This is a genomic window from Cryobacterium sp. Y29 (assembly GCF_002929825.1).
Lineage (GTDB): Bacteria > Actinomycetota > Actinomycetes > Actinomycetales > Microbacteriaceae > Cryobacterium.
In genome coordinates, this window is sequence record NZ_PJJN01000029.1 from 153,318 (window position 1) to 173,830 (window position 20,513).

At 65.4% G+C, this 20,513-nt stretch carries 19 protein-coding genes; 11 read left to right on the forward strand and 8 right to left on the reverse strand.

The annotated features are described in order from the left end of the window. The first annotated feature begins 27 nt into the window (after window positions 1-27). The gene (locus CXY74_RS05760; protein WP_104199583.1) at window positions 28-846 is read left to right on the forward strand and encodes a coenzyme F420-0:L-glutamate ligase; all 819 of its coding nucleotides are present in this window, start codon (window positions 28-30) and stop codon (window positions 844-846) included. On the opposite strand, the gene CXY74_RS17500 is transcribed toward CXY74_RS05760, so the two are convergent. Further along, the gene (locus CXY74_RS17500; protein ID WP_158252302.1) at window positions 843-1,007 is read right to left on the reverse strand and encodes a hypothetical protein; all 165 of its coding nucleotides are present in this window, start codon (window positions 1,005-1,007) and stop codon (window positions 843-845) included. The genes CXY74_RS05760 and CXY74_RS17500 overlap by 4 nt on opposite strands. Before the next feature lie 20 nt (window positions 1,008-1,027). Here CXY74_RS17500 and cofC point away from each other — a divergent pair, with 20 nt between their 5' ends. Next, on the forward strand, window positions 1,028-1,711 hold the full coding sequence (cofC, locus tag CXY74_RS05765; RefSeq protein ID WP_104199540.1) for a 2-phospho-L-lactate guanylyltransferase: 684 nt from the start codon (window positions 1,028-1,030) through the stop codon (window positions 1,709-1,711). Window positions 1,712-1,757: 46 nt separating this feature from the next. Here cofC and cofD read toward each other — a convergent pair whose 3' ends face one another. The 5 genes from cofD to CXY74_RS05790 all read right to left on the reverse strand — a co-directional run bounded on the left by cofD (window position 1,758) and on the right by CXY74_RS05790 (window position 7,091). Next, window positions 1,758-2,756, reverse strand: coding sequence for a 2-phospho-L-lactate transferase (gene cofD, locus CXY74_RS05770; protein WP_104199541.1), 999 nt, complete (start codon window positions 2,754-2,756; stop codon window positions 1,758-1,760). After that, window positions 2,753-3,541 carry an ABC transporter ATP-binding protein gene (locus CXY74_RS05775; protein ID WP_104199542.1) on the reverse strand — a complete coding sequence of 263 codons (789 nt, stop codon included), beginning with the start codon at window positions 3,539-3,541 and terminating at the stop codon, window positions 2,753-2,755. The genes cofD and CXY74_RS05775 overlap by 4 nt, the downstream gene beginning before the upstream one ends. After that, a complete protein-coding gene (locus tag CXY74_RS05780) occupies window positions 3,532-4,548 on the reverse strand; it encodes a putative F420-0 ABC transporter permease subunit (protein ID WP_104199543.1) in 1,017 nt (338 codons plus the stop codon). The genes CXY74_RS05775 and CXY74_RS05780 overlap by 10 nt, the downstream gene beginning before the upstream one ends. A 22-nt stretch (window positions 4,549-4,570) precedes the next feature. Further along, entirely contained in the window at window positions 4,571-5,560 is a 990-nt protein-coding gene (locus CXY74_RS05785; protein ID WP_104199544.1) for a putative F420-0 ABC transporter substrate-binding protein, read from the reverse strand. Window positions 5,561-5,723: 163 nt separating this feature from the next. Further along, window positions 5,724-7,091 (reverse strand): PLP-dependent aminotransferase family protein, encoded by a 1,368-nt coding sequence (locus CXY74_RS05790; RefSeq protein ID WP_104199545.1) that lies wholly within the window; start codon window positions 7,089-7,091, stop codon window positions 5,724-5,726. A 152-nt stretch (window positions 7,092-7,243) separates the two neighbouring features. Between CXY74_RS05790 and CXY74_RS05795 the strand changes: the two genes are divergently transcribed. The 5 genes from CXY74_RS05795 to CXY74_RS05815 are packed head-to-tail and all read left to right on the forward strand — an operon-like array spanning window position 7,244 to window position 13,496. Further along, window positions 7,244-8,107: a nitrilase-related carbon-nitrogen hydrolase gene (locus tag CXY74_RS05795; RefSeq protein ID WP_104199546.1), complete on the forward strand. Its 864-nt coding sequence runs from the start codon at window positions 7,244-7,246 to the stop codon at window positions 8,105-8,107. A 24-nt stretch (window positions 8,108-8,131) separates the two neighbouring features. Further along, a complete protein-coding gene (gene hydA, locus CXY74_RS05800; protein WP_104199547.1) occupies window positions 8,132-9,565 on the forward strand; it encodes a dihydropyrimidinase in 1,434 nt (477 codons plus the stop codon). A gap of 25 nt (window positions 9,566-9,590) precedes the next feature. Next, the gene (locus CXY74_RS05805) at window positions 9,591-10,607 is read left to right on the forward strand and encodes a TIGR03842 family LLM class F420-dependent oxidoreductase (protein WP_104199548.1); all 1,017 of its coding nucleotides are present in this window, start codon (window positions 9,591-9,593) and stop codon (window positions 10,605-10,607) included. Between the two features lie 37 nt (window positions 10,608-10,644). After that, window positions 10,645-11,973, forward strand: coding sequence for an aspartate aminotransferase family protein (locus CXY74_RS05810; protein WP_370446129.1), 1,329 nt, complete (start codon window positions 10,645-10,647; stop codon window positions 11,971-11,973). Between the two features lie 23 nt (window positions 11,974-11,996). After that, entirely contained in the window at window positions 11,997-13,496 is a 1,500-nt protein-coding gene (locus CXY74_RS05815; protein WP_104199550.1) for a CoA-acylating methylmalonate-semialdehyde dehydrogenase, read from the forward strand. A 16-nt stretch (window positions 13,497-13,512) separates the two neighbouring features. Here the strand turns inward: CXY74_RS05815 and CXY74_RS05820 are convergent, their stop codons facing one another. Together CXY74_RS05820 and CXY74_RS05825 are read right to left on the reverse strand one after the other, a co-directional pair. After that, entirely contained in the window at window positions 13,513-14,427 is a 915-nt protein-coding gene (locus CXY74_RS05820) for a LysR family transcriptional regulator (protein ID WP_104199551.1), read from the reverse strand. A 312-nt stretch (window positions 14,428-14,739) separates the two neighbouring features. Next, on the reverse strand, window positions 14,740-15,522 hold the full coding sequence (locus tag CXY74_RS05825; RefSeq protein ID WP_104128653.1) for an IclR family transcriptional regulator: 783 nt from the start codon (window positions 15,520-15,522) through the stop codon (window positions 14,740-14,742). 179 nt (window positions 15,523-15,701) lie between these two features. Between CXY74_RS05825 and CXY74_RS05830 the strand changes: the two genes are divergently transcribed. The 4 genes from CXY74_RS05830 to CXY74_RS05845 are packed head-to-tail and all read left to right on the forward strand — an operon-like array spanning window position 15,702 to window position 20,466. Further along, the gene (locus tag CXY74_RS05830; protein ID WP_199183156.1) at window positions 15,702-16,532 is read left to right on the forward strand and encodes an aspartate/glutamate racemase family protein; all 831 of its coding nucleotides are present in this window, start codon (window positions 15,702-15,704) and stop codon (window positions 16,530-16,532) included. Between the two features lie 9 nt (window positions 16,533-16,541). Further along, a complete protein-coding gene (locus CXY74_RS05835) occupies window positions 16,542-17,900 on the forward strand; it encodes an SLC13 family permease (protein ID WP_104199552.1) in 1,359 nt (452 codons plus the stop codon). A 29-nt stretch (window positions 17,901-17,929) separates the two neighbouring features. Then, the gene (gene argE / locus CXY74_RS05840) at window positions 17,930-19,117 is read left to right on the forward strand and encodes an acetylornithine deacetylase (protein ID WP_104199585.1); all 1,188 of its coding nucleotides are present in this window, start codon (window positions 17,930-17,932) and stop codon (window positions 19,115-19,117) included. Window positions 19,118-19,152: 35 nt separating this feature from the next. After that, window positions 19,153-20,466 carry an MFS transporter gene (locus tag CXY74_RS05845; RefSeq protein ID WP_104199553.1) on the forward strand — a complete coding sequence of 438 codons (1,314 nt, stop codon included), beginning with the start codon at window positions 19,153-19,155 and terminating at the stop codon, window positions 20,464-20,466. The last annotated feature ends 47 nt before the right edge of the window (window positions 20,467-20,513 follow it).

Genomic DNA, 20,513 nt, shown 5'->3' on the forward strand with positions numbered 1-20,513 from the left:
GACGCTGCCGTCGCCGAAGTGGGCGCTATGGAGCTGTTCGGCCTCAAGGTGTTCACGCTCGGTGGATTCGGCGAGATTCAGGCCGGCGACGACCTGGTCGGCCTGATCGCGGAGGCGGCGCAGTCGCGCCTGCTCGATGGCGACATTGTGGCAGTTACCAGTAAAATCGTCTCAAAAGCCGAGGGTCGCGTCGTCGCGGCGATGGACCGGGAGCAGGCGATCACCGACGAGACGGTGCGCGTCGTGGCGTCGCGGGCGTACCCCGGCGGGGTCACTCGCATCGTCGAAAACCGCCAGGGCCTGGTCATGGCCGCAGCGGGCGTCGACACCAGCAACGCGCCCGATGGCGTGGTGCTGCTACTGCCAGTTGATCCGGATTCATCTGCGCGCATCATCTGCGCGGCCCTCCGTGAGCGCACTGGGCTGCGGCTCGGCGTGCTGGTGACCGATACCGCCGGGCGCCCCTGGAGGGAAGGCCAGACCGACCTGGCCATTGGCGCAGCCGGGTTCGCGGTACTCGACGACCTGCGCGGCACAACGGATACCTCCGGCCGCCGCCTCGACGTCACCGTCGCGGCCGTCGCCGACGAGATCGCTGCCGCTGCCGATCTGGTCAAGGGCAAGACCAGCGGCAACCCGGTCGCCGTGGTACGCGGACTGGGCCGGCTCGTCGGTGACCTGGCGCTCCCCGGCGCTCGGGCGCTGCAGCGCCCGAGCGACAGCGACATGTTCCGTCTCGGCACGGCGGAGGCCTGTGCCGAGGGGTACGCCGAGGGGTACGCCGAGGGGTACGCCGAGGGACATGCCGAGGGGTATGCCGCCGGGCTCGCGGCTGGAAGGGCCTAGATCGAGATCGTGAGGGCCTCGATCAGGCCGCTTTCGGCGTGCAGCGTGAAACGGTAGTTCAGGTCGACGCTGCGGCCCGGGACGTTGCCCGCGACGCGGGTGACGGCGGTCGACGTAGGGTTGCAGTCGACCCTTGAGGCTACCGCGCGCCGAGTGTGCACGACGCTGCTAGCGTTTTGCTATGGACCAGACCCGCGGCGCAGTCGGCCGAACGCCGTCCCCGCTTTCGGGCACGGCGAGCTGGGTGGTCGTCGTTCCCATAAAAGGAAGCCCGGAGGCGAAGAGCCGACTCGGGGCTGGGCCCCAACGGGCAGCGCTCGCCGATGCGTTCGCGCTCGACACGGTGGCGGCACTGGTGGCAGCATCAGCTGTGGAGCGCGTGTTCGTGGTGACCCCGAGTGCGCGTGTGGGCGCGCTGCTCGCCGGGCTCGGCGCGGTCATCGTGCTCGAGGCGCCGGGAGCTGAAACGGGGCATGCCCGGTTGAATACTGCGATCATGCAGGGCATCACTGCCGCCCGACTCAGCCAGCCTGACGCGCACCTGGCTGTGCTGACCGGGGACCTGCCCGCCCTGCGCCCGGCCGACCTGGACGACGCTTTCGCGCTCGCCGCCCAGCACGTGCGGTCCGTCGTGCCCGACGCCGAAGGCGTGGGAACGACGAGTCTGTTCGCCCGTGCTGGCATTTCGTTCACGCCGCAGTTCGGTGTCGGCTCTCGCGCCGCGCATCAGGCCGCCGGGCACGTTGTGCTCGACCTGTCGCCCACATCGACGCTGCGCCACGATGTCGATACCGTTGTCGACCTCGACGTGGCCCGGGCGTTCGGGTTCGGCCCGCACACGAGAGCGCTGCTCGCCGGGCTCTAGTTCGCCGGGCTCTAGTTCGCAGGGCTCTAGTTCGCAGGGCTCTAGTTCACAGGGCGAGTACGGCGGCGGCCATCGCGGTCGTGGCGGCCAGGTCTCTCATCCACAGTGGCGCGGCAGTAGAGCGGATGCCGGCGGCCGCCAGCGCGGGCAGCGCCGCGGCATCCGTTTCATCGATGAGCCAGGCGTCGAGCAGCCCACCTCGATTGCGGGAGCCGTAGTGCAGTCCGACGGCGAGGGCGCTCGTTTCGACTCCGATCGTGCGCAGGCAGGCATCGGCCATACCGCGCACGGCTGCGCCGCCGATGATCGGGGAGACCCCGACCACCCGGGCGGTCGTGGAGCGCAGGGCGTCGCGAACGCCGGGCACGGCCAGAATTGTGCCGATCGACACGACCGGGTTTGAGGGCGGAAGCACGATGAGGTCGGCCGTTCGGATGGCTTCACGTACGCCGGGGGCTGCGATCGCGTCGGCCAGCCCGCGCTGTTCGAAACCGGTTACGGCCACCCGTGCCCGGTAACGCACCCACCATTCCTCAAAATGAATATAGTCACCGACCGCGTGCTCATCTACATTCTCAGCGAGGCATACGTAAGTCTCGACGGGTTGGTCGCTCATCGGCAGCAACTGCACTCCGGGCTGCCAGCGTCGGCAGAGGAACGCGGTCGCTTCGCTGAGGGTCGACCCGTTTCGCAGCAGATCGGTACGCACGATATGCGTGGCGAGGTCGAGATCGCCGAGCGTGAACCACGACCAGCCCCGGCCGTAGGCGGCAATCTCCGAGGAAGCCCGCCGGGTTTCCTCGGGACGGCCCCAACCCTGCTCCTCGTTGATGCCGCCGCCGAGGGTGTACATGACGGTATCGAGGTCGGGGCAGATGCGCAGCCCGTCGAGCCACATGTCGTCGCCGGTGTTCACGATCACCGTCACGGCTGCGTCGGGGGCCGTCACGGCTGCGTCGGGGGCCGCCGCGGCGAGGTGGGCCAGCAGCCCGCGGGTGAAGCGGGCACCGCCGACGCCGCCGGCCAGCACGGTCACGTTCCTCATGAGTTGCCCTTCGACGTGGCGGCGGAGTACACGATGACCGGATGCCCGCCGCGCGGGTGTTGCAAAATGAAGCAGTCCACGCCGTAGACCTCGCCGATGATCTCGGGGGTGAGTACCTCGTCGGGGGTGCCCGTGGCAACGAGCCGGCCGCCATCGAGCAGCAGAAGTTGGTCGCAGTACGCTGCCGCGAGGTTGAGGTCGTGTAGGGCCATGATCGCCGTCACTGTGAGCTCACGCACCTGCCCCAGCAGAGCGAGTTGGGCGCTGACGTCGAGGTGGTTGGTCGGTTCGTCGAGTAGCAGCAGGCTCGGCTGCTGCGCCATGGCCCGGGCAATCTGCACGCGCTGCTGCTGGCCGCCGCTCAGGGTCTGCCAATACCGGTCGGCCAACGTTGCAGCGCCGACGGCCTCGAGTGCGCTGAAGGCGACGGCGCGGTCGTCGATACCGCCGAACGACCCCATCAGCTTGGTACGGTGCGGGATGCGACCGAGAAGCACGACGTCGAGCACGGTCAGTTCCACGCTCGGCGCCGCATTCTGTTCGAGCAGCGCGATACGGCGGGCTGCTTCGCGGCGGGACAAGGACCCGACCAAGGCGCCGTCGAGGGAGACGGTGCCGGTATCCGCTTTGTCGATGCCGGCGATGAGCCGCAGCAGGGTGGATTTGCCGGCACCGTTCGGCCCGAGCAGACCGGTGACGCTGCCGGTGGGCAGTGACGCCGAAACATCCCGCAGAATTCTGGTGTCGTCGATGGCGAACGACAGCTGGTCGAGGTCTACGCCCACAGGTGCGACTTCTTTCTCTTGATCAGCAGAATAAAGACCGGCACGCCAATGAACGCGGTGATGATGCCCACCGGCAGTTCGCGCGGATCGAACACCGTGCGCGCGAGCGTGTCGGCGATGACCAGAAACAGCGCGCCACAGACCGCTACCAGTGGCAGGAGCCTGCGGTGCCCCGGGCCGCTGACGCCGCGCACGAGGTGCGGCAGAATAAGCCCGACGAATCCGATCGACCCGCTGACGGCCACCATCGCCCCGGTCAGCAGCGCGACCGATCCGAGCAGCGCCCAGCGGGTGCGGTTCACGTTGATGCCGAGGCTTGCCGCCGAGGTATCACCGAAGGCGAAGGCGTCCAGCCGGGTCGCCGACAGCAGGATGCCCGTGCCCACGACGGCCACGGCCGTCGCGGCGATCGCAACGCTCTGCCAGGTGGCGCCAGCCACCGAGCCGAGCAGCCAGTTGAGGATCTCGCGGTAAGAGTCGCCCTTGGCGGCCCAGAAGATGATGAATGACGTCAGGGCGCCAGCGAGCTGCGCGATGGCAAGCCCCGCCAATACGGCTCGCACCGGGGTGATAGTGCCACCGACCCTGGCGATGCTCAGCGTCGCGACGAGGGCGAGTAGAGCGCCGGCAAAAGCCGCCGCCGGTAGAAAAAAGCCGATTCCGAGAATCACAACGCAGACCGCGCCGACGGATGCCCCGCTCGAAAGCCCGAGCAGGTACGGGTCAGCGAGGGGGTTGCGCGTCACGCTCTGCATCACGGCGCCGCTCAGCGCAAGACCGGCGCCGACCAGCGCAGCCGTGAGCACGCGCGGCAGCCGCAGCTGCCAGACGATGGAGTCGATGAGGATCGGAACCGATTCCGTCGCAAAGCCGAGGTGGGCGCCGATGCTGCCCATTACCTGTGCAAGGGACACGGCGGCCGGTCCAGTGGTCACCGCGACCCCGCACCCCAGAATCAAAGTGATGGTGGCCGTGAGGAACCACCCGAGGTATCTGCTCCGGGTCACCGCAGTTCCCGACTGGACCAGATCACTCGTTCAGGTCGGCTAGCTGGGTGATCGCGGAGGACGCCGCTTCTACATTGCGGATGCCGGCCTCGGTCGAGGCGAACGGCAGGATGATGTAGCGCTGGTTCTTCACGGCGTCAAGCACCTGGGTGGCCGGGTCCGATTCGAGGTGGGCGATCTTCGAGGCGGCCGTGTTCCACGTGGCGTCGACCACCACAATGACACTCGGGTTGGCCTCGATGACCGATTCCCAGCCCACCGAGGTCCAGGTGTCGCTCACATCAGCGAAGATATTGCTCAGGCCGGCAGCCTGCATGATCATTTCCGGTGAGCCGATGCCGGCGCCGACGTAGGGCGTGGTGGTGCCGCTGGAGTACCAGAGGGCGGAGGTGTCCGTGGAGGTCGGTTCGAGCGCGGCCAATTCATCCTGCAGGGTGCTGACCAGATCGGCAGCGACGGGCGCTGCCCCAAAGATTGCGCCGGCCTCCTCAATTTCGGTGAACACGGTGTCGAAGGTGAGTGGGTTCGGCATCCGCTCGCCCTTGCAGGCCGCGGGGGAGACGTAGGTGCTCACGCCGAGCGCCGTGAGGGCGTCACGTTCCCCCGCGCCGTCCGCAGTGAAGTTGGATTCCCAGCCCCCGTAGATGAAGTCGGGGTTCAGCCCGAGCACGGCCTCCTGACCTGGCAGAAAGTCGCTGATCACGTTGAGGTCAGCGCCTGTCGTTTCGAGCGACTCGGGCAGCGGGCCATCGAGAAAGGCTGAACCCACGATGCGGTCACCGACGCCCAGGGCCAGCAGCAGTTCAGTCGTCGACGATTTGATCGACACGATGCGTTCGGGGGCGGCCGTGACGGTGACGCTCGTGCCGCAATTGTCGACGGTGATCGGGTACTTCGCGCTGGCTGCCGGCACCTCAGTGCTGGTGGCGGCGGGGGCGACCGTGGCGGCGCATCCGCTGAGCAACAGGGATGCAGCGGCCAGCGCGGCGAGGCGCGCAACAATTCGTGGCATGAGGTTTCTTTCGACTCTGTGCGGCCCCATGCTCCAGGCAAATCAGGCGCAAACTGGCACGCTGTTGGTAACACAGCAGTGGTGGACCTCAGCCCAAATCCAGGCCAGCAGAACCGGTCAAAGCAAACCGGTGGTCTGCCTCAACCCTAGGCCCCCACCAGGGCTACGACCAGCGCGCAGCGACCGGGTGCTCAGCGCCATCACGCGGATGCGCCGCGGCAAAGAGGGCCTCGGCAATAGGTCGTATGTCGTCGGGCAGGGCGCCGGCGGTCACTCGAATGAACTCGGGGCCACCGGTGTTCGCCAGGAATGGCGAGCCACCGGCCGCGCGAATGCCCGACGCGGCCAGACGCACCATGGCGTCACGTTCGCTGAGCACCGGCAGCCAGGTGTTGATACCGTCGGCCTGCACCACGTCGAGCCCGAACTCGACCAGGGCGTCGGCGAGGGCACGCTGGCGGGCGAAGTAGATGCGGCGGGCCTCGCTGACCTGCGCCATGCTCTCGCCGTTGGTGAGCAGGTCATGCAAAATAGTCTGCAGCATGCGGCTGGTCCAGCCGGGGCCGAGCATTCGCCGTGACACGATCGGGTCGATGAGCGCGGTCGGTCCGCCGAGGGCAGCAATGCGCAGGTCGGGGCCGTGCGATTTAGAAAAGCTGCGCACGTGCAGCGTGCGCTCCGGCAGCCAGACGCCGAGACTCACGTCGGGTGCGATGCTGATCTCGGCGGAATGGTCGTCTTCGATCACTATGGTGTCTGCGCTCGCCGCAGTCGTGCGCAGCAGCCGGGTCAGCTCTTCGGCCCGATGCGCCGTCATCGACGCTCCGGTGGGGTTGTGTGCGCGCGGCTGCAACAGCACAACCGTCGGGCCGAGCTTCAGTGCTGCAGCGAAGCCAGCCGGAACGATGCCGTGCTCGTCTACGGCGACCGGCAGCCGCTCGAGCCCGAGCTGGTCGAGCAGGTCGAAGAACGGCGGAAACGACGGGTTCTCCACGATGACCCGGTCACCGAAGTGGGTCACCGCGTCGAGGCTGCGCGAGATGGCGTCGAGGGCGCCGTCGACGATGGTGATGGTCTCGACCGGGTAGGGCCACGAAACCCGCAGCACGTCGAGCAGCTCGGGAATAATCGGCAGATCCTGATAGCTCGGCGTCACCGCCCGCTGGGAAACCCGGGAGAGCGCCGGCCCCAGTTTCGGCAACAACTGTGGGTCGGGTGTGCCGCGCGAGAGATCGAGGCGAATCGCACCAACCGCGCCAATCATGGACTGGCTGCGGGCCGGCAGCCACTTGGGTGCGGTGTCCGTCACGAAGGTGCCGCCGCGCCCGCGTGACGTGATCAGGCCGACCGCGGAAAGCGCCTGCCAGGCGTGGCTGACCGTGGCGGGGCTCACGCCGAGCTCGCCGGCCAGCACTCGAACGGTGGGCAAGCGGTCGCCCGGTGCGAGCCGACCGGAGGCAATCAGCCGGCCGATGGCCGCGGCAATCCCTGCGGGGGAGCGTTGCTCGATCTCGCCGATAAAGTTCTGCATTGCCCTTGCCTCCGGGTGCGCTGGCCGACAGGATAACTAATGCGTGCACTACACAGAAAAACACATTTGAAATGTTTACGTCAATGAATAACAACACGAACAGCGCGGTTCGTATTGCCCCTTGACTAACGAAAGCAAGTGGAAGGCACAGCATGAGTGTTGACAGTGGAAATATCGTTCGAACAGCGATCACCCAGGCCACCTGGACCGGCGACGAAGAATCCATGATCCAAAAGCACGAGGGTTTCGTGCGTACTGCGGCTGCCCAGGGCGTGCAGGTCATCTGCTTTCAGGAGCTCTTTCATGGCCCCTATTTCGGCATCGTGCAGGACGCTAAGTACTACGACTACGCTCAGGCCGTGCCGGGCCCTATCGTCGAGCGCTTTCAAAAGCTCGCCGCCGAATTCACGATGGTCATCGTCGTGCCGATATACGAAGAAGAACAGCCCGGCGTGCTCTATAACACCGCAGCGGTCATCGACGCCGACGGAACCTACCTCGGCAAATACCGCAAGCACCACATCCCCCACCTGCCGCAGTTCTGGGAAAAGTTCTACTTTCGCCCCGGCAACACCGACTACCCAGTCTTCGACACGAAGTACGGCAAGATCGGCGTTTACATCTGCTACGACCGCCACTTTCCCGAGGGCTGGCGCGCACTCGGCTTGAACGGCGCCGAGATCGTGTTCAACCCCTCGGCCACCAAGCCCGGCCTGTCCAACCGCCTGTGGGAGCTCGAGCAGCCGGCCGCCGCCGTGGCCAACCAGTACTTCATCGGCGCCAACAATCGCATCGGCACCGAAGAGGCCGAGTTCGGCGACGAGGCCGTGACCTTCTATGGCAGCTCCTACTTCGTCGATCCCACGGGCAACTACGTGGGCGCGATCGCGTCCACTGACACCGAGGAGATCGTCGTGCGCGACCTCGACCTCGGCGTGATCCGTGAGGTGCGCAACTCCTGGCAGTTCTACCGCGACCGCCGCCCCGACTCCTACGAGCCCCTCGTCGCGCCCTAGCTGCCACTGATTAGAGCGGATGCCATGAAGACTTTGATCAAGAACGGCATCGTGGTCAACGCCACGGGCCGAGGGCTCGCCGATGTGCTGATCGACGGTGAGAAAATCGTCGCGGTGCTCGCGCCCGGCGCGAACCTGCTCGGCTTCGATCTGGCGGGCAATGTCGACCTCGTCATCGACGCCGGCGGCAAGTACGTCATTCCCGGGGGCATCGACGCCCACACCCACATGGAGATGCCGTTCGGCGGCACCCAGGCCAGCGACACCTTTGAAACCGGCACACGCGCCGCCGCCTGGGGCGGTACCACGAGCATCGTCGACTTCGTCGTGCAGTACGCCGGCGAGAACGTACTCGATCAGTACCAGAAATGGCAGGAGAAGGCCTCCGGCCAGTGTGCCATCGACTATGGTTTTCACCAGATTCTCTCCGACGTGCAGGACAGCTCCCTCACCGCTATGGACGAACTCGTGAACGAGGGCGTCTCGAGCTTCAAACTGTTCATGGCCTACAAGGGAGTGTTCCTCAGCGACGATGGCCAGATCGTCAAGGCCATGCAGCGGGCCGCCCAGAACGGCAGCATGATCATGATGCACGCCGAGAACGGCAGCGTCATCGACCTGCTCGTGCAGCAGGCGGTCGCTGCCGGCAATACGAGTCCGCTCTACCACGGGCTCACCCGACCCTGGCAGGCCGAGGAAGAAGCCACGCACCGGGCGATCATGCTCGCCGACCTCACCGGAGCACCCCTGTATATAGTGCACGTCTCAGCCAAGCAGGCCGTGGCCCAAATCGCGTCGGCCAGGGACAACGGTCAGAACGTGTTCGGCGAGACCTGCCCGCAGTACCTCTACCTCTCGCTCGAGGACAACCTGGGTGCCGAGAGCGACGAGTGGGGCCGTTTCGAGGGCGCCAAGTGGGTCTGCTCCACACCGCTGCGCGCCAAGGCCGAGGGGCACCAGCACCACATGTGGCAGAGCCTGCGCACCAACGATATCCAGATGGTCTCCACCGACCACTGCCCGTTTTGTATGAAGGGTCAGAAAGACCTGGGACTGACCGACTTCTCCAAGATTCCCAACGGCATCGGCTCGGTCGAACACCGCATGGACCTCCTGTACCAGGGCGTCGTCGATGGCAAGATCTCGCTCGAACGCTGGGTCGAGGTGTGCTCAACCACCCCGGCGCGCATGTTCGGCATGTACGGCCAGAAGGGTGTCATCGCGCCCGGCGCCGACGGCGACGTGGTGATCTACGACCCGAACGGGCACACGTCCATCGGTGTGGAAAAGACACACCACATGAACATGGACTATTCGGCCTGGGAGGGCTACGAGATCGACGGCCACGTCGACACCGTGATCTCCCGAGGCAAGGTCATCATCAACGATTCCGCCTACCTCGGTACCAAGGGTGACGGTCGCTATATCAAGCGCGGCCTGAGCCAGTATTTGATCTAGTGACAGTCTGATCTGAGGCGATGACATGGATTTTGGAGCAGTGCTACAGACCAACCCGCCGTCGGCGCGCACCGTGCAACTGGCCAAACTGGCCGAGGCACACGGCTTCAGCCACGTCTGGACCTTCGACTCGCACCTGCTCTGGCAGGAACCCTATGTGATCTACAGCCGTATCCTGGCCGAGACCAGCAGGATCATCGTCGGTCCCATGGTCACCAACCCGGCCACGCGCGACTGGACGGTGACGGCGTCGACCTATGCAACCCTCAACGAGATGTACGGAAACCGCACCATCTGCGGCATCGGCCGCGGAGACTCGGCCGTGCGCACCACCAATGGCACCCCGACCACACTGAAGACCCTGCGCGAGTCGATCCACGTCATTCGGGAGCTCGCCAACTCCCGCCCGGTCGAATACAACGGCGCCACGGTGCAGTTTCCGTGGAGCCGCGGCTCCAGCCTCGACGTGTGGGTCGCCGCTTACGGTCCGCTCGCGCTCAAGCTCGCCGGAGAGGTCGGCGACGGCTTCATCCTGCAGATGGCCGACCTCGATGTCGCCGAGTGGATGATAGCGAGCGTGCGCACCGCCGCCTCCAATGCCGGCCGGGACCCCCTGTCGATCAAGTTCTGCGTCGCCGCCCCCGCCTACATCGGAGAGGACTGGGAGCACATGCGCAACCAGTGCCGCTGGTTCGGCGGCATGGTCGGCAACCATGTGGCCGACATCGTGGCCAAGTACGGCGCCGATTCGACCGTGCCGAAGGCGCTCACCGACTACATCAAGGACCGTGAGGGCTACGACTACAACGAGCATGGCAAGGCCGGCAATGAGCACGCCGCTTTCGTGCCGGACGAGATCGTCGACCGGTTCTGCCTACTCGGCACCGCAAAAAACCACATCGAGAAGCTCGAGGCGCTCAAAGAACTCGGTGTCGACCAGTTTGCCGGGTACCTGCAGCACGACAATAAAGAAGAAACGATGCGCGTCTACGGTGAAACCGTGATTCCGGGCCTGACCGACACCATTACGGCCAGAAAATAGCATTCTTCATCTCCACCACCAATACAGAAAGCCAGCGATATACGTGACTGACACCAGCACCAAAAGCCTCAATGCGCACACCAGCGAACTCGACCGCGCGCACGTTTTCCACTCCTGGTCGGCGCAGGCGGCGCTGAAGCCGCTCGTCATCGCCGGTGGGCTCGGCTGCCGAGTCTGGGATCACGACGGACGAACGTATCTCGATTTCTCCAGTCAGCTGGTGAACGTGAATATCGGCCACCAGCATCCGGCTGTCGTGAAAGCCATCACCGAGCAGGCCGCCCTGCTGACGACCATCGCGCCGTCCACCGCCAATCTCACCCGCGGCGAAGCGGCCCGGCGCATCACCGACCGCGCCCCGGCCGGGTTCAACAAAGTCTTCTTCACCAGCGGCGGAGCGGATGCCAATGAGAACGCCATACGCATGGCCCGCCTCCACACCGGCCGCGACAAGGTGCTCTCGCTCTACAGGTCTTACCACGGCAACACCGGAGCAGCCATCGTCGCCACCGGCGACTGGCGCCGCGTTCGCAACGAGTATTCGCGCGGCCACGTGCACTTCTTCGGCCCGTTCCTCTATCGCAGCGAATTCTGGGCGACCAGCGAGGCCGAGGAGTGCGCGCGCGCCCTGCACCACCTCGAACGCGTCATCCAGAGCGAGGGCGTCGCCTCGATCGCCGCCATTCTGCTCGAGTCCATTCCCGGCACCGCCGGCATCATGATGCCGCCGGCCGGCTACCTGCCCGGCGTACGCGCGCTCTGCGACAAATTCGGCATCATGCTCATCCTCGACGAGGTCATGTGCGGCTTCGGTCGCACCGGCCACTGGTTCGCCTTCCAGGCCTACGACGTCGTACCCGACCTGATCACCTTCGCGAAGGGCGTCAACTCCGGTTACGTACCCACCGGTGGTGTGATCATCTCCGATGCCATCGCGGCCACCTTCGACGAGACGGTCTTTCCCGGCGGACTCACCTACAGCGGGCATCCGCTCGCCATGGCGTCGATCGTCGGCGCGCTCGACGCGATGGAGGCCGAGGGCATCGTCGAGAACGCCGCCCGCATCGGCCGCGACGTGCTCGAGCCGGGCCTGAAGGCGCTGCAGGCAAAACACCCGATTATCGGCGAAGTGCGCGGTGTCGGCGTCTTCTGGGCGCTCGAACTCGTGGCCGACCCGGCGACCCGCGAGCCGGTGAGCGCCGCCGTCATGACCCGGGTGAAGGGCGAACTGCTCGGCCGCGGCCTGCTGCCGTTCCTCGTGGAGAACCGCATCCACGTTGTGCCGCCCTGCGTCGTCACTGACGCTGACGTTGCCGAGGCGCTCGCCATTTACGACGAGGTGCTCAGCCTCGACCTGCTTTCCTAACCGATCCACGGAAAGGCTCAACCATGACCGACGTCCCCACCATTTCGCACTACATCAACGGCGCAGCAGCCGTCGGTACCTCTTCGCGCACCGCGCCGGTGTTCAACCCGGCCACCGGCACAGTCGCCAAGAACGTGTTGCTTGCGAGCACTCGCGACCTCGACGCCGCCGTCGCGGTCGCCCAGGCGGCCTACCCGGCCTGGCGCGATATGAGCCAGGCCCGACGCCAGAGCATCATGTACAACTTTCGTGAGCTGCTCAATGCGCGCAAGGGTGACCTGGCCGACATCCTCACCGCCGAACACGGCAAGGTGACCTCCGACGCGCTCGGTGAGATCATTCGCGGGCTCGAGGTCGTCGAATTCGCGCTCGGCATGCCGCACCTGTCCAAGGGCGAGTATTCCGAGAACGTCTCGACCGGCGTCGACGTCTACACACTGCGCCAGCCGCTCGGCGTTGTGGGCATAATCAGCCCGTTCAACTTTCCGGCGATGGTGCCGCTCTGGTATTTTCCGATCGCCATCGCGGCCGGCAACACCGTCGTGCTCAAGCCGAGCGAAAAAGACCCATCCGCGTCGAACTGGCTCGCCGAGCTGTTCACCGAAGCCGGGTTGCCCAAGGGAGTGCTCAACGTCGTGCACGGTGACAAGGAAGCTGTCGACGCGCTGCTCGTGCACCCCGACGTGCAGGCGATCTCCTTCGTTGGCTCGACGCCCATTGCCCGCTATATCTACGAGACGGCGGCCAAGCACGGCAAGCGTGTGCAGTCCCTCGGCGGCGCGAAGAACCACATGCTCGTGCTGCCAGACGCAGACCTCGACCTCACTGCGGATGCCGCCGTCAACGCCGGTTTCGGATCCGCTGGTGAGCGCTGCATGGCCATCAGCGTGATCGTGGCGGTCGAGCCAGTCGCCGACGACCTCATCGCGAAGATCGCCGAACGGGTCAAGGACCTCACGGTCGGAGACGGCACCCGCGGCTGCGACATGGGCCCGCTGATCACGAAGGTGCACCGCGACAAAGTTGCCGGGTACATCGACATCGCCCAGAATGACGGAGCTGACGTCGTCATCGACGGTCGGGATATCACAGTTAACGGTGACCCCAACGGTTTCTGGCTTGGCCCGACCCTGTTCGACAAGGTCAGCGTCGACTCGGCCGTCTACCTCGACGAGATCTTCGGACCCGTGCTGTCGATCGTGCGCGTGGCGACCTACCAGGAGGGCCTCGACCTCATCAACGCCAGCCAGTACGGAAACGGCACCGCGATCTTCACCAACGACGGCGGCGCCGCTCGCCGGTTTCAGAACGAGGTGCAGGTGGGCATGATCGGCATCAACGTGCCCATTCCCGTGCCGGTCGCGTACCACTCCTTCGGAGGCTGGAAGAACTCGCTGTTCGGTGACGCCAAGGCTTACGGCCCCGCCGGGGTCAACTTCTTCACGCGCGAGAAGGCCGTGACGAGCCGTTGGCTCGACCCGAGCCACGGCGGTATCAACCTGGGCTTCCCTCAGAACCAGTAACGCCGAGGTAGCCGACCTATTTCACCGTGTGAGAATGTTGCACCTGCAACGCTTGGGCTCGAAGGGCGTCAAGTACGGTGCGCACCGCTAAGCGCTCCGCTCGGTCGGGGCGCATGAGCGCCACGATCTGGCGCTGGGATTCGATGCCCCGCAGGGGCTTCAACACGAGTCGACCGGGCTGGCCCCCGCTGGAGGTGTAGCGCGGCACGAGGGCGATGCCGAGCCCGGCAATCACAAACGACTCGATCAAGGCGAGGTCGGCGAAGCGTTGCGCCATCGACAAGTGAGCGCCGGCTTCCTGCTCGATCGCGTGCAGAATACGCTCGAACGGGTAACCGTCGCTTACCCCGATCCAGGTCTCCCCGATCAGGTCGCTCGGGCGTACCCAGGCGCGATCAGCAAGCGGATGCCCCACCGGCAGTCCCACATCCAGCGGCTCGGTCATCAGTGGAACGACCGTGAGGCCCCGGCCGGCCCAGGACAGCTGCCCGCTCATCGAGTGGGCCAGCACAATGTCATATTCGGCGGTGAGGGCGGGAAAGTCGCTCAGTTCGGGGTCTTCGTCGGCGCAGTTGAGTACGAGCCCGGGCCCCAGGTTTTTAATGACACCGGGCAACAGCATCTGACCGGCCGTTGGAAAGGTGACGAGGCTCACTTCGCCGGTGGCGTTGTTGCGAAATTCGTCCCAGAGCGCGGTTGCTTTCGCGAGCGACACCGCGACATCCGTTGCACTGCGCGCCAGGGCGCGGCCAGCATCGGTGAGTACGAGGCCACGCCCGTGCCGCTGGGTGAGCGGCAGGCCAGCTTCGCGCTCGAGCACCTTGAGTTGCTGGGAGACGGCCGAGGGTGTGCGGTGCGTGGCGAGGGCGACGGCCGTGATGCTGCCGCGGTCGGCGAGTTCACGGAGCAGTTCGAGTCGCTGCACGTCCATGTAGCTAGTCTAAATAATTCATGCAGAAAAAAGCGATTGTGCTGCACGGTCAGGGGTGGTCGAATAAGAGAGTCTTACACGAGCAGTGTCGCCTCCGTGCCGGGCCAGTCCACTTCTTGTGAAAGGCACCTCGTGTTCATTCTTACCGCCATCGTGCTCGTTGCCGTTGTTTCAATCATTGCCCTCGTCGTCGAGGTACACCGCGATGGCTACCGCCAGGTCGAGCGTCGCAACCTCGTTCGCATCTTCTAGCAGAAGCCTCCGGCATCGAGGCCTGGCCCCTCGGCTGTACCCCGTCACGGGGCGGGAGTTCTACCCGCGCACGGCCGAGTCGTAGCCCAAGCGACGACTCGCCTCGATCGACGCCCGGGCCACAAGCGGGCCGAGTCGGTCGACGTCGTCGGGCGTGACCCTCTGGGTGGGAAAGCCCAGGCCGATAGCCCCGGCTAGCTCGCCCATGTGTGTAAAGACGGGTGCGCTGATGGAGCCCACGCCGGGGTTGCGCTCGCCGAAGGCGGCGTAGTAGCCCTGTGCGCGCGCGCTCGTGACCTGGGCATCGAGGAGTGCCAAATCGGTTGGCGTGGAACCCGTGAATGCCTCGAGATCAGACCTCTCGATGGCGGCGCGGGCGTCCGGATCGAAGGCGAGAAATATTTTTCCAGGAGCGCCGGCGTGCAGCGGCATGACCATGCCGACCATGAACGGCCGGATCACCACATGCCGCGTCTCGGCTACGGCCACGATGGTGCGGAAGGCACCGTCGCGAACGTAGAAGCATGCCGTCTCGCCGGTCTCGTCGCGCAGGTCCTGCAGCACCGGCTTCACGAGCTGCACTGCGTCGAGGCCGAGCGTGCCGGGCGCAGCCCAGCGCACCACTGCGATTCCAATGCGGTACCGATCCTGATCGCGATCAAGTAGTCCCTCATGCACCATGTCCTGCACGAGGCGCTGGCAGGTGCTCGATGGCAGGCCGGTTTTCTTGATCACCTGCTGCAGGGTGAGTTCGGGGGCATCCACCCGGAAACAGTTGAGAATCTCGGTGATTTTGTGCAGCACCAGCGTGGGTGACCGACGATTCACCTGCTCCGTTGACACGATTGTTGCTCCTACTTAGCTGCTCTAGGCATCGACTCCAGAATAGGGCCGTGCCGGCTCCGACGGTTTGCAGCGCCTTGACAGAATCAAACGTAACCCACATGATGGGACTGCGACCTATCTGATGGGTTGCAACTTCAGCTCAGCTCAGCCCAGCACACAACGACGTGGAGACAGCAATGACACAGTCCAACCTCACAACGGACCCCATGATGACTGCGAGCCGGCTCGGCTCCTCGCGAATCGGCCTGATCGTCCCGAGTTCCAACACGACCATGGAGACTGAGCTGCCGGAGCTCTTTCGCCGTCAGACCGCGGCAACCGGCCACACCTACACCTTTCACTCCGCCCGTGCCGCACTGAAAAACGTGACGACGGAGGAATTGCTCGCTATGGCCGCGAAGGCTGCTGACTGCGCCACGGCCGTCTCCGACGCCGACGTGGACGCGATCGCGTATGCCTGCCTCGTGGCCGTCATGGCGCAGGGCCCCGGCGCGCACGAGCCGGCCGAGAACGTTATCCGCCAGGCGGCCCTGGACAACGGTCACCCGGCCGAGGTGACGAGTAGTGCCGGCGCTCTCGTGCGCACCCTGCAGCAGCTCGGCGCCCGCCGCGTGGTGATGGTCGCCCCGTACATGGAACCGCTCACCCAAATGGTGAGCGACTACATCGAGGGAGCGGGTATCGAGGTGCTCGACACTGTGAGCCTGGGCGTGGACGACAACCTGGCCGTGGGTTGTCTCAATCCGCTCAATCTGCCCGAGTTCGCGCGCAACTTGAAGCATGAGGGAGCCGACGTTATCGTGCTCTCAGCCTGCGTACAGATGCCCTCGCTTCCCGCCGTGCAGGCCGTCGAAGACGAGCTGGGTCTACCCGTGATCACCGCGGCGACCGCGACCACCTGGGAAATCCTCCAACTGCTCGGCCACACCCCGGCGATCCCGAACGCCGGCGGGCTGCTGGCTGGCACCCTCGCATCCCTGGTTCGTCGCGTTCGCACCGACGCGTAGGGCAGGGCCATGTCCATCGCACTTATCGCTTTCCTCGTGTTGATCGCGGCCTTCGCCATCGGCTCGTTCACCAAGATCAACGCCGGGCTCATCGCGCTCGTGGCGGCCTTCGGCGTCGGCACGCTCGTGGCTGGCCTGCCCATCACCGAGGTGATTAGCGAGTTCCCATCTGGCTTGTTCTTCGTTCTCGTGGGAGCGACGCTGCTCTTTGCCATCGTGCGTATCAACGGCACGATCGACCTGCTCGCCTACTGGGCCGAACGCCTCGCGGGTGACCGCAAGCTACTGGTACCCGTGCTCATGTTCCTGCTCACGGCCGTGCTCGCCACGGCGGGTGCCTTCACCCCGGCCGCGATCGCTATCGTGGCCCCGGTAGCGCTTGCGCTCGGTAGCCGCTTTGGAATCAGCACGCTGGCCATGGGCCTCGTTGTGGTGCAGGGCGCAAATGCCGGCGCGTTCTCGCCGGTCAACCCGTTCGGCGTGCTCGCGAACGTGATGCTGGACGATGCCGGCGCCAGCGCCGACTCACTCAAGCTCTTCATATATTGCTTCGTGTTCAATGCGCTTCTCGCCCTCGTCGCTTACGCGGCAGCGCAGAAGATCATGGGCGGGCGTCTTCGCCGTGCGGCCGCGCTGTCGGGCGAAGGTGCCCGCGAGATCGTGACGGGCGCCGGCGTCAGCGGCTCCGCCCCCGCGAAACGGGCGGGGGCATCCGTTCTCACCCGACCGGTGACGGTGACACCCCGAAAGACAGCAGCGGTGAAGGTCGCCGCAACGCCGATTCGGGTGCTCACGCTCATCGGCCTCGGGGCGTTGCTCCTACTCACTACCGTGCTCGGCATCGATGTGGGGGTGGCCTCGTTCGTGATCGCCCTCGCGCTCATCGTGGTGAACTCGAGCGTGCAGAAAACGGCCGTGGAGAGCATGCCGTGGTCGGCCATTCTGCTGGTCACCGGGATCGTCACCTATGTCGGCATGCTCGAAGCCATCGGCGCGCTCGAGGAACTGCAGAACGGTATCGCCGGGCTCGGTAACAGCTCGCTCGCGGCCCTCGTGACGAGCTATGTCGTAGCGATTGTTTCGGCGTTCGCGTCGACCACCGGCACCCTGAGCGTGATCAGTCCGCTCGTCACGCCTATCGCCGTTGACCCGCTGCTCAGCCCCATCGGCGTCATTACGGCAATCGCTATCAGCGCATCCGTGGTGGATGTCAGCCCCATGTCCACGAGTGGGGCACTGCTCATGGCCAGCGCCCCGCCCAAGGACGAGCGGCTGTTCTTCCGCGCCCTGCTGGTCTGGGCTGTCGTCATGATCGCCGTCGTGCCCGTGCTCGTGTGGCTCTGCTTCGTGCAGCTCGGCATCGGCTAATCAGCACTCCTCTCTCGAAAGGTTTTCTCATCACTCACTCCACCGTTCTCGCACCCACCACCCTCGCGTGGATCGCCCGCTTGATCTCTTTCGACACCACCAGCCGCAATTCCAACCGGGAACTGATCGACGTGATCGACGCGGAATTGCGGGTGCATGGGCTGGAGCCGGTGCTCGTACCCAACTCCGATGGTACGAAGGCCAACCTCGTGGTCACGATCCCGGCTCACGATGGGTCCACGACGGGTGGCGTGATGCTCGCTGGCCACACCGATGTGGTTCCCGTGGACGGGCAGGCGTGGAGCAGCGACCCGTTCACCGCCGAGGTGCGCGAGAACCGGCTGTATGGCCGGGGCGCCGCCGACATGAAGGCGTTCAGCGGTGTCATTCTGGCGTTGTTGCCCGAGCTTCTGTCACGGCCGCTTGCGACACCGCTGCACCTCGCGTGGACCTATGACGAAGAGGTGGGATGCCACGGGGCCATCACCCTGCTGGCCGACCTGGCCGCGCGGGGCATCCGACCGGAGATCTGCATAGTGGGGGAGCCGACCAGCATGCGGGCGGTTTCGGCGCATAAGAGCAGCCACCTGTATCGGGTGAGTTTCACCGGGCTCGCCTCGCACTCCTCCAACACACCCAATGGCGTCAACGCTATCGAGTACGCGGCGCGGGCCATAGCGTTTATCCGCTCGATCGCCGACGAGCACCGAGTGAACGGCCCCTTCGATCCCAGCTTCGAGGTACCGTACACAACTATTAATGTGGGCACGATTTCGGGCGGGGCGGCCGTGAACACGGTCGCCGAGCGATGCGATTTCGAATTCGAATTTCGCGCGATTCCGGGAGTGTCCTCCTCCGCGATCTTCTCCCGCATCGAAGACTTCGTACTCGGGGAACTACGCCCCGCGATGCGGGCCGAACATGCAACCGCCGACGTGTCGTTCGCCCCGATCGGCGCCGTTCCCGCCCTGAGCGCGGCCGGAACCGGCGCCGCGCTGCAACTGGTGCACGAGCTCACCGGAACAAGCTCTGAAGAGACTGTCGGCTATGGAACCGAGGGTGGCCTGTTTCAGCTGGCGGGGATCGACACCGTGGTCTGCGGTCCGGGCAGTATCCGCCAGGGGCACACCGCCAACGAGTACATCGACCTGGCGCAAATCAGCGCCTGTGAAGATTTCCTGCGCGCACTCGCCGGGCGCCTCGCGCACCAGCATTGACCTGATCGCACCTCTTTTCGCACAGAAAGAAACCCATGACCAACGCGTCAGCAGTCCCCGCCGTTACCGGCACGTCCCAAACGGATGGCCCCGCCCTCGCCGAGAAGCGGCGACAGGCCCGCAAGGCGGTCGTGGCCGCATCCATTGGCAACGGACTGGAATGGTTCGACGTGATCGTCTATGGCACCTTCGCCGTGACCATCGCGAAGTTGTTCTTTCCGACGGCCGACGAGACGGCGTCGCTGCTGCTCGCCTTCGCGTCGTTCGGCGTCTCCTTCATCATGCGGCCGCTCGGCGGAATCCTGATCGGACGCTACGCCGACCGCGCCGGGCGCAAAGCGGGCATGCTCGTGTCGATCTCGGTGATGTTCGTCGGCACGCTCTTGATCGTGCTGGCACCCACGGCCGCCACGATCGGGGTGACCGCGGCCGCGATCATTCTCGTGGCCCGGTTGCTGACCGGCTTCGCCGCCGGCGGGGAATTCGGCACCGCCACCGCGTTCCTCATCGAGTACGCACCGCACCGCAAGGCGTTCTACGGAAGCTGGCAGGTAGCCACGCAGGGCGCCGCGATCCTGCTGGCCGGGCTGTTCGGTTTCGTTTTGAACAACTACCTGAGCCAGCAGAGCCTCGAAAGCTGGGGCTGGCGCGTGCCATTCATCTTCGCGCTCCTGATCGGGCCGGTGGGTTGGTACATCCGCTCCAAAATGCAGGACACCCCGGAATTTCTGACCATGACGCCGTCGACGTCACCGCTGAAGGAGACCTTCATCGCGAACGCCGGACGCCTCTGGACGATGGTGGGTGTCGTAGCGCTCGGATCGGTGGGTGTGTACACCGCACTGTTCATGCCCACCTACGCCATCGTGAATCTGGGCATGCCCACCGCGGCGGCGTTCGTGTCCACACTGGTGTTCGGCGTGATCATGAGCGTCGGCTCGCCATTCATCGGTAAGCTCGCCGACCGGGTAGGGCCGGCCCGAGTGATGACCTGGGCCGCTGCCGGAACCCTCGTACTCGGCGTTCCGCTGTTCATACTGCTGAACCTATCGCCCAACCTCCTGACCATGATCGGCATCGAGCTGGTGCTCGGCGTGCTGGCCACGGCGTACTTCGCGCCGCTGCCGGCGATCATGTCGGCAATGTTCCCCGTGCAGATCCGCACCACGGGGTTGTCTCTCGGTTACAACATCGGCGTGACCGTGTTCGGTGGATTCGCACCATTCATTCTCACGTTCCTGATCAGCACCACCGGTTCACTGCTCGTTCCGGGGTACTACCTCGTGGCGATCGCGGCACTGTCGCTTGGGAGCATCGTAATCTCGCGACGAGTGTTCCAGCAGCGGTAGTCGGAGGCTGGCCCGGTTGCGCCCGAAAACTCGGACACCACGTGAAA

Excerpts from the sequence above, each read along its gene's own strand:
- hydA (WP_104199547.1), top strand. The coding sequence starts at position 8,132 with ATGAAGACTTTGATCAAGAACGGCATCGTGGTCAACGCCACGGGCCGA.
- CXY74_RS05845 (WP_104199553.1), top strand. The coding sequence starts at position 19,153 with ATGACCAACGCGTCAGCAGTCCCCGCCGTTACCGGCACGTCCCAAACG.
- cofD (WP_104199541.1), bottom strand. The coding sequence starts at position 2,756 with ATGAGGAACGTGACCGTGCTGGCCGGCGGCGTCGGCGGTGCCCGCTTC.
- CXY74_RS05790 (WP_104199545.1), bottom strand. The coding sequence starts at position 7,091 with ATGCAGAACTTTATCGGCGAGATCGAGCAACGCTCCCCCGCAGGGATT.
- CXY74_RS05795 (WP_104199546.1), top strand. The coding sequence starts at position 7,244 with ATGAGTGTTGACAGTGGAAATATCGTTCGAACAGCGATCACCCAGGCC.
- cofC (WP_104199540.1), top strand. The coding sequence starts at position 1,028 with ATGGACCAGACCCGCGGCGCAGTCGGCCGAACGCCGTCCCCGCTTTCG.
- CXY74_RS05830 (WP_199183156.1), top strand. The coding sequence starts at position 15,702 with ATGACACAGTCCAACCTCACAACGGACCCCATGATGACTGCGAGCCGG.
- CXY74_RS05815 (WP_104199550.1), top strand. The coding sequence starts at position 11,997 with ATGACCGACGTCCCCACCATTTCGCACTACATCAACGGCGCAGCAGCC.
- CXY74_RS05805 (WP_104199548.1), top strand. The coding sequence starts at position 9,591 with ATGGATTTTGGAGCAGTGCTACAGACCAACCCGCCGTCGGCGCGCACC.
- CXY74_RS05835 (WP_104199552.1), top strand. The coding sequence starts at position 16,542 with ATGTCCATCGCACTTATCGCTTTCCTCGTGTTGATCGCGGCCTTCGCC.
- CXY74_RS05760 (WP_104199583.1), top strand. The coding sequence starts at position 28 with ATGGAGCTGTTCGGCCTCAAGGTGTTCACGCTCGGTGGATTCGGCGAG.
- CXY74_RS05820 (WP_104199551.1), bottom strand. The coding sequence starts at position 14,427 with ATGGACGTGCAGCGACTCGAACTGCTCCGTGAACTCGCCGACCGCGGC.
- CXY74_RS05785 (WP_104199544.1), bottom strand. The coding sequence starts at position 5,560 with ATGCCACGAATTGTTGCGCGCCTCGCCGCGCTGGCCGCTGCATCCCTG.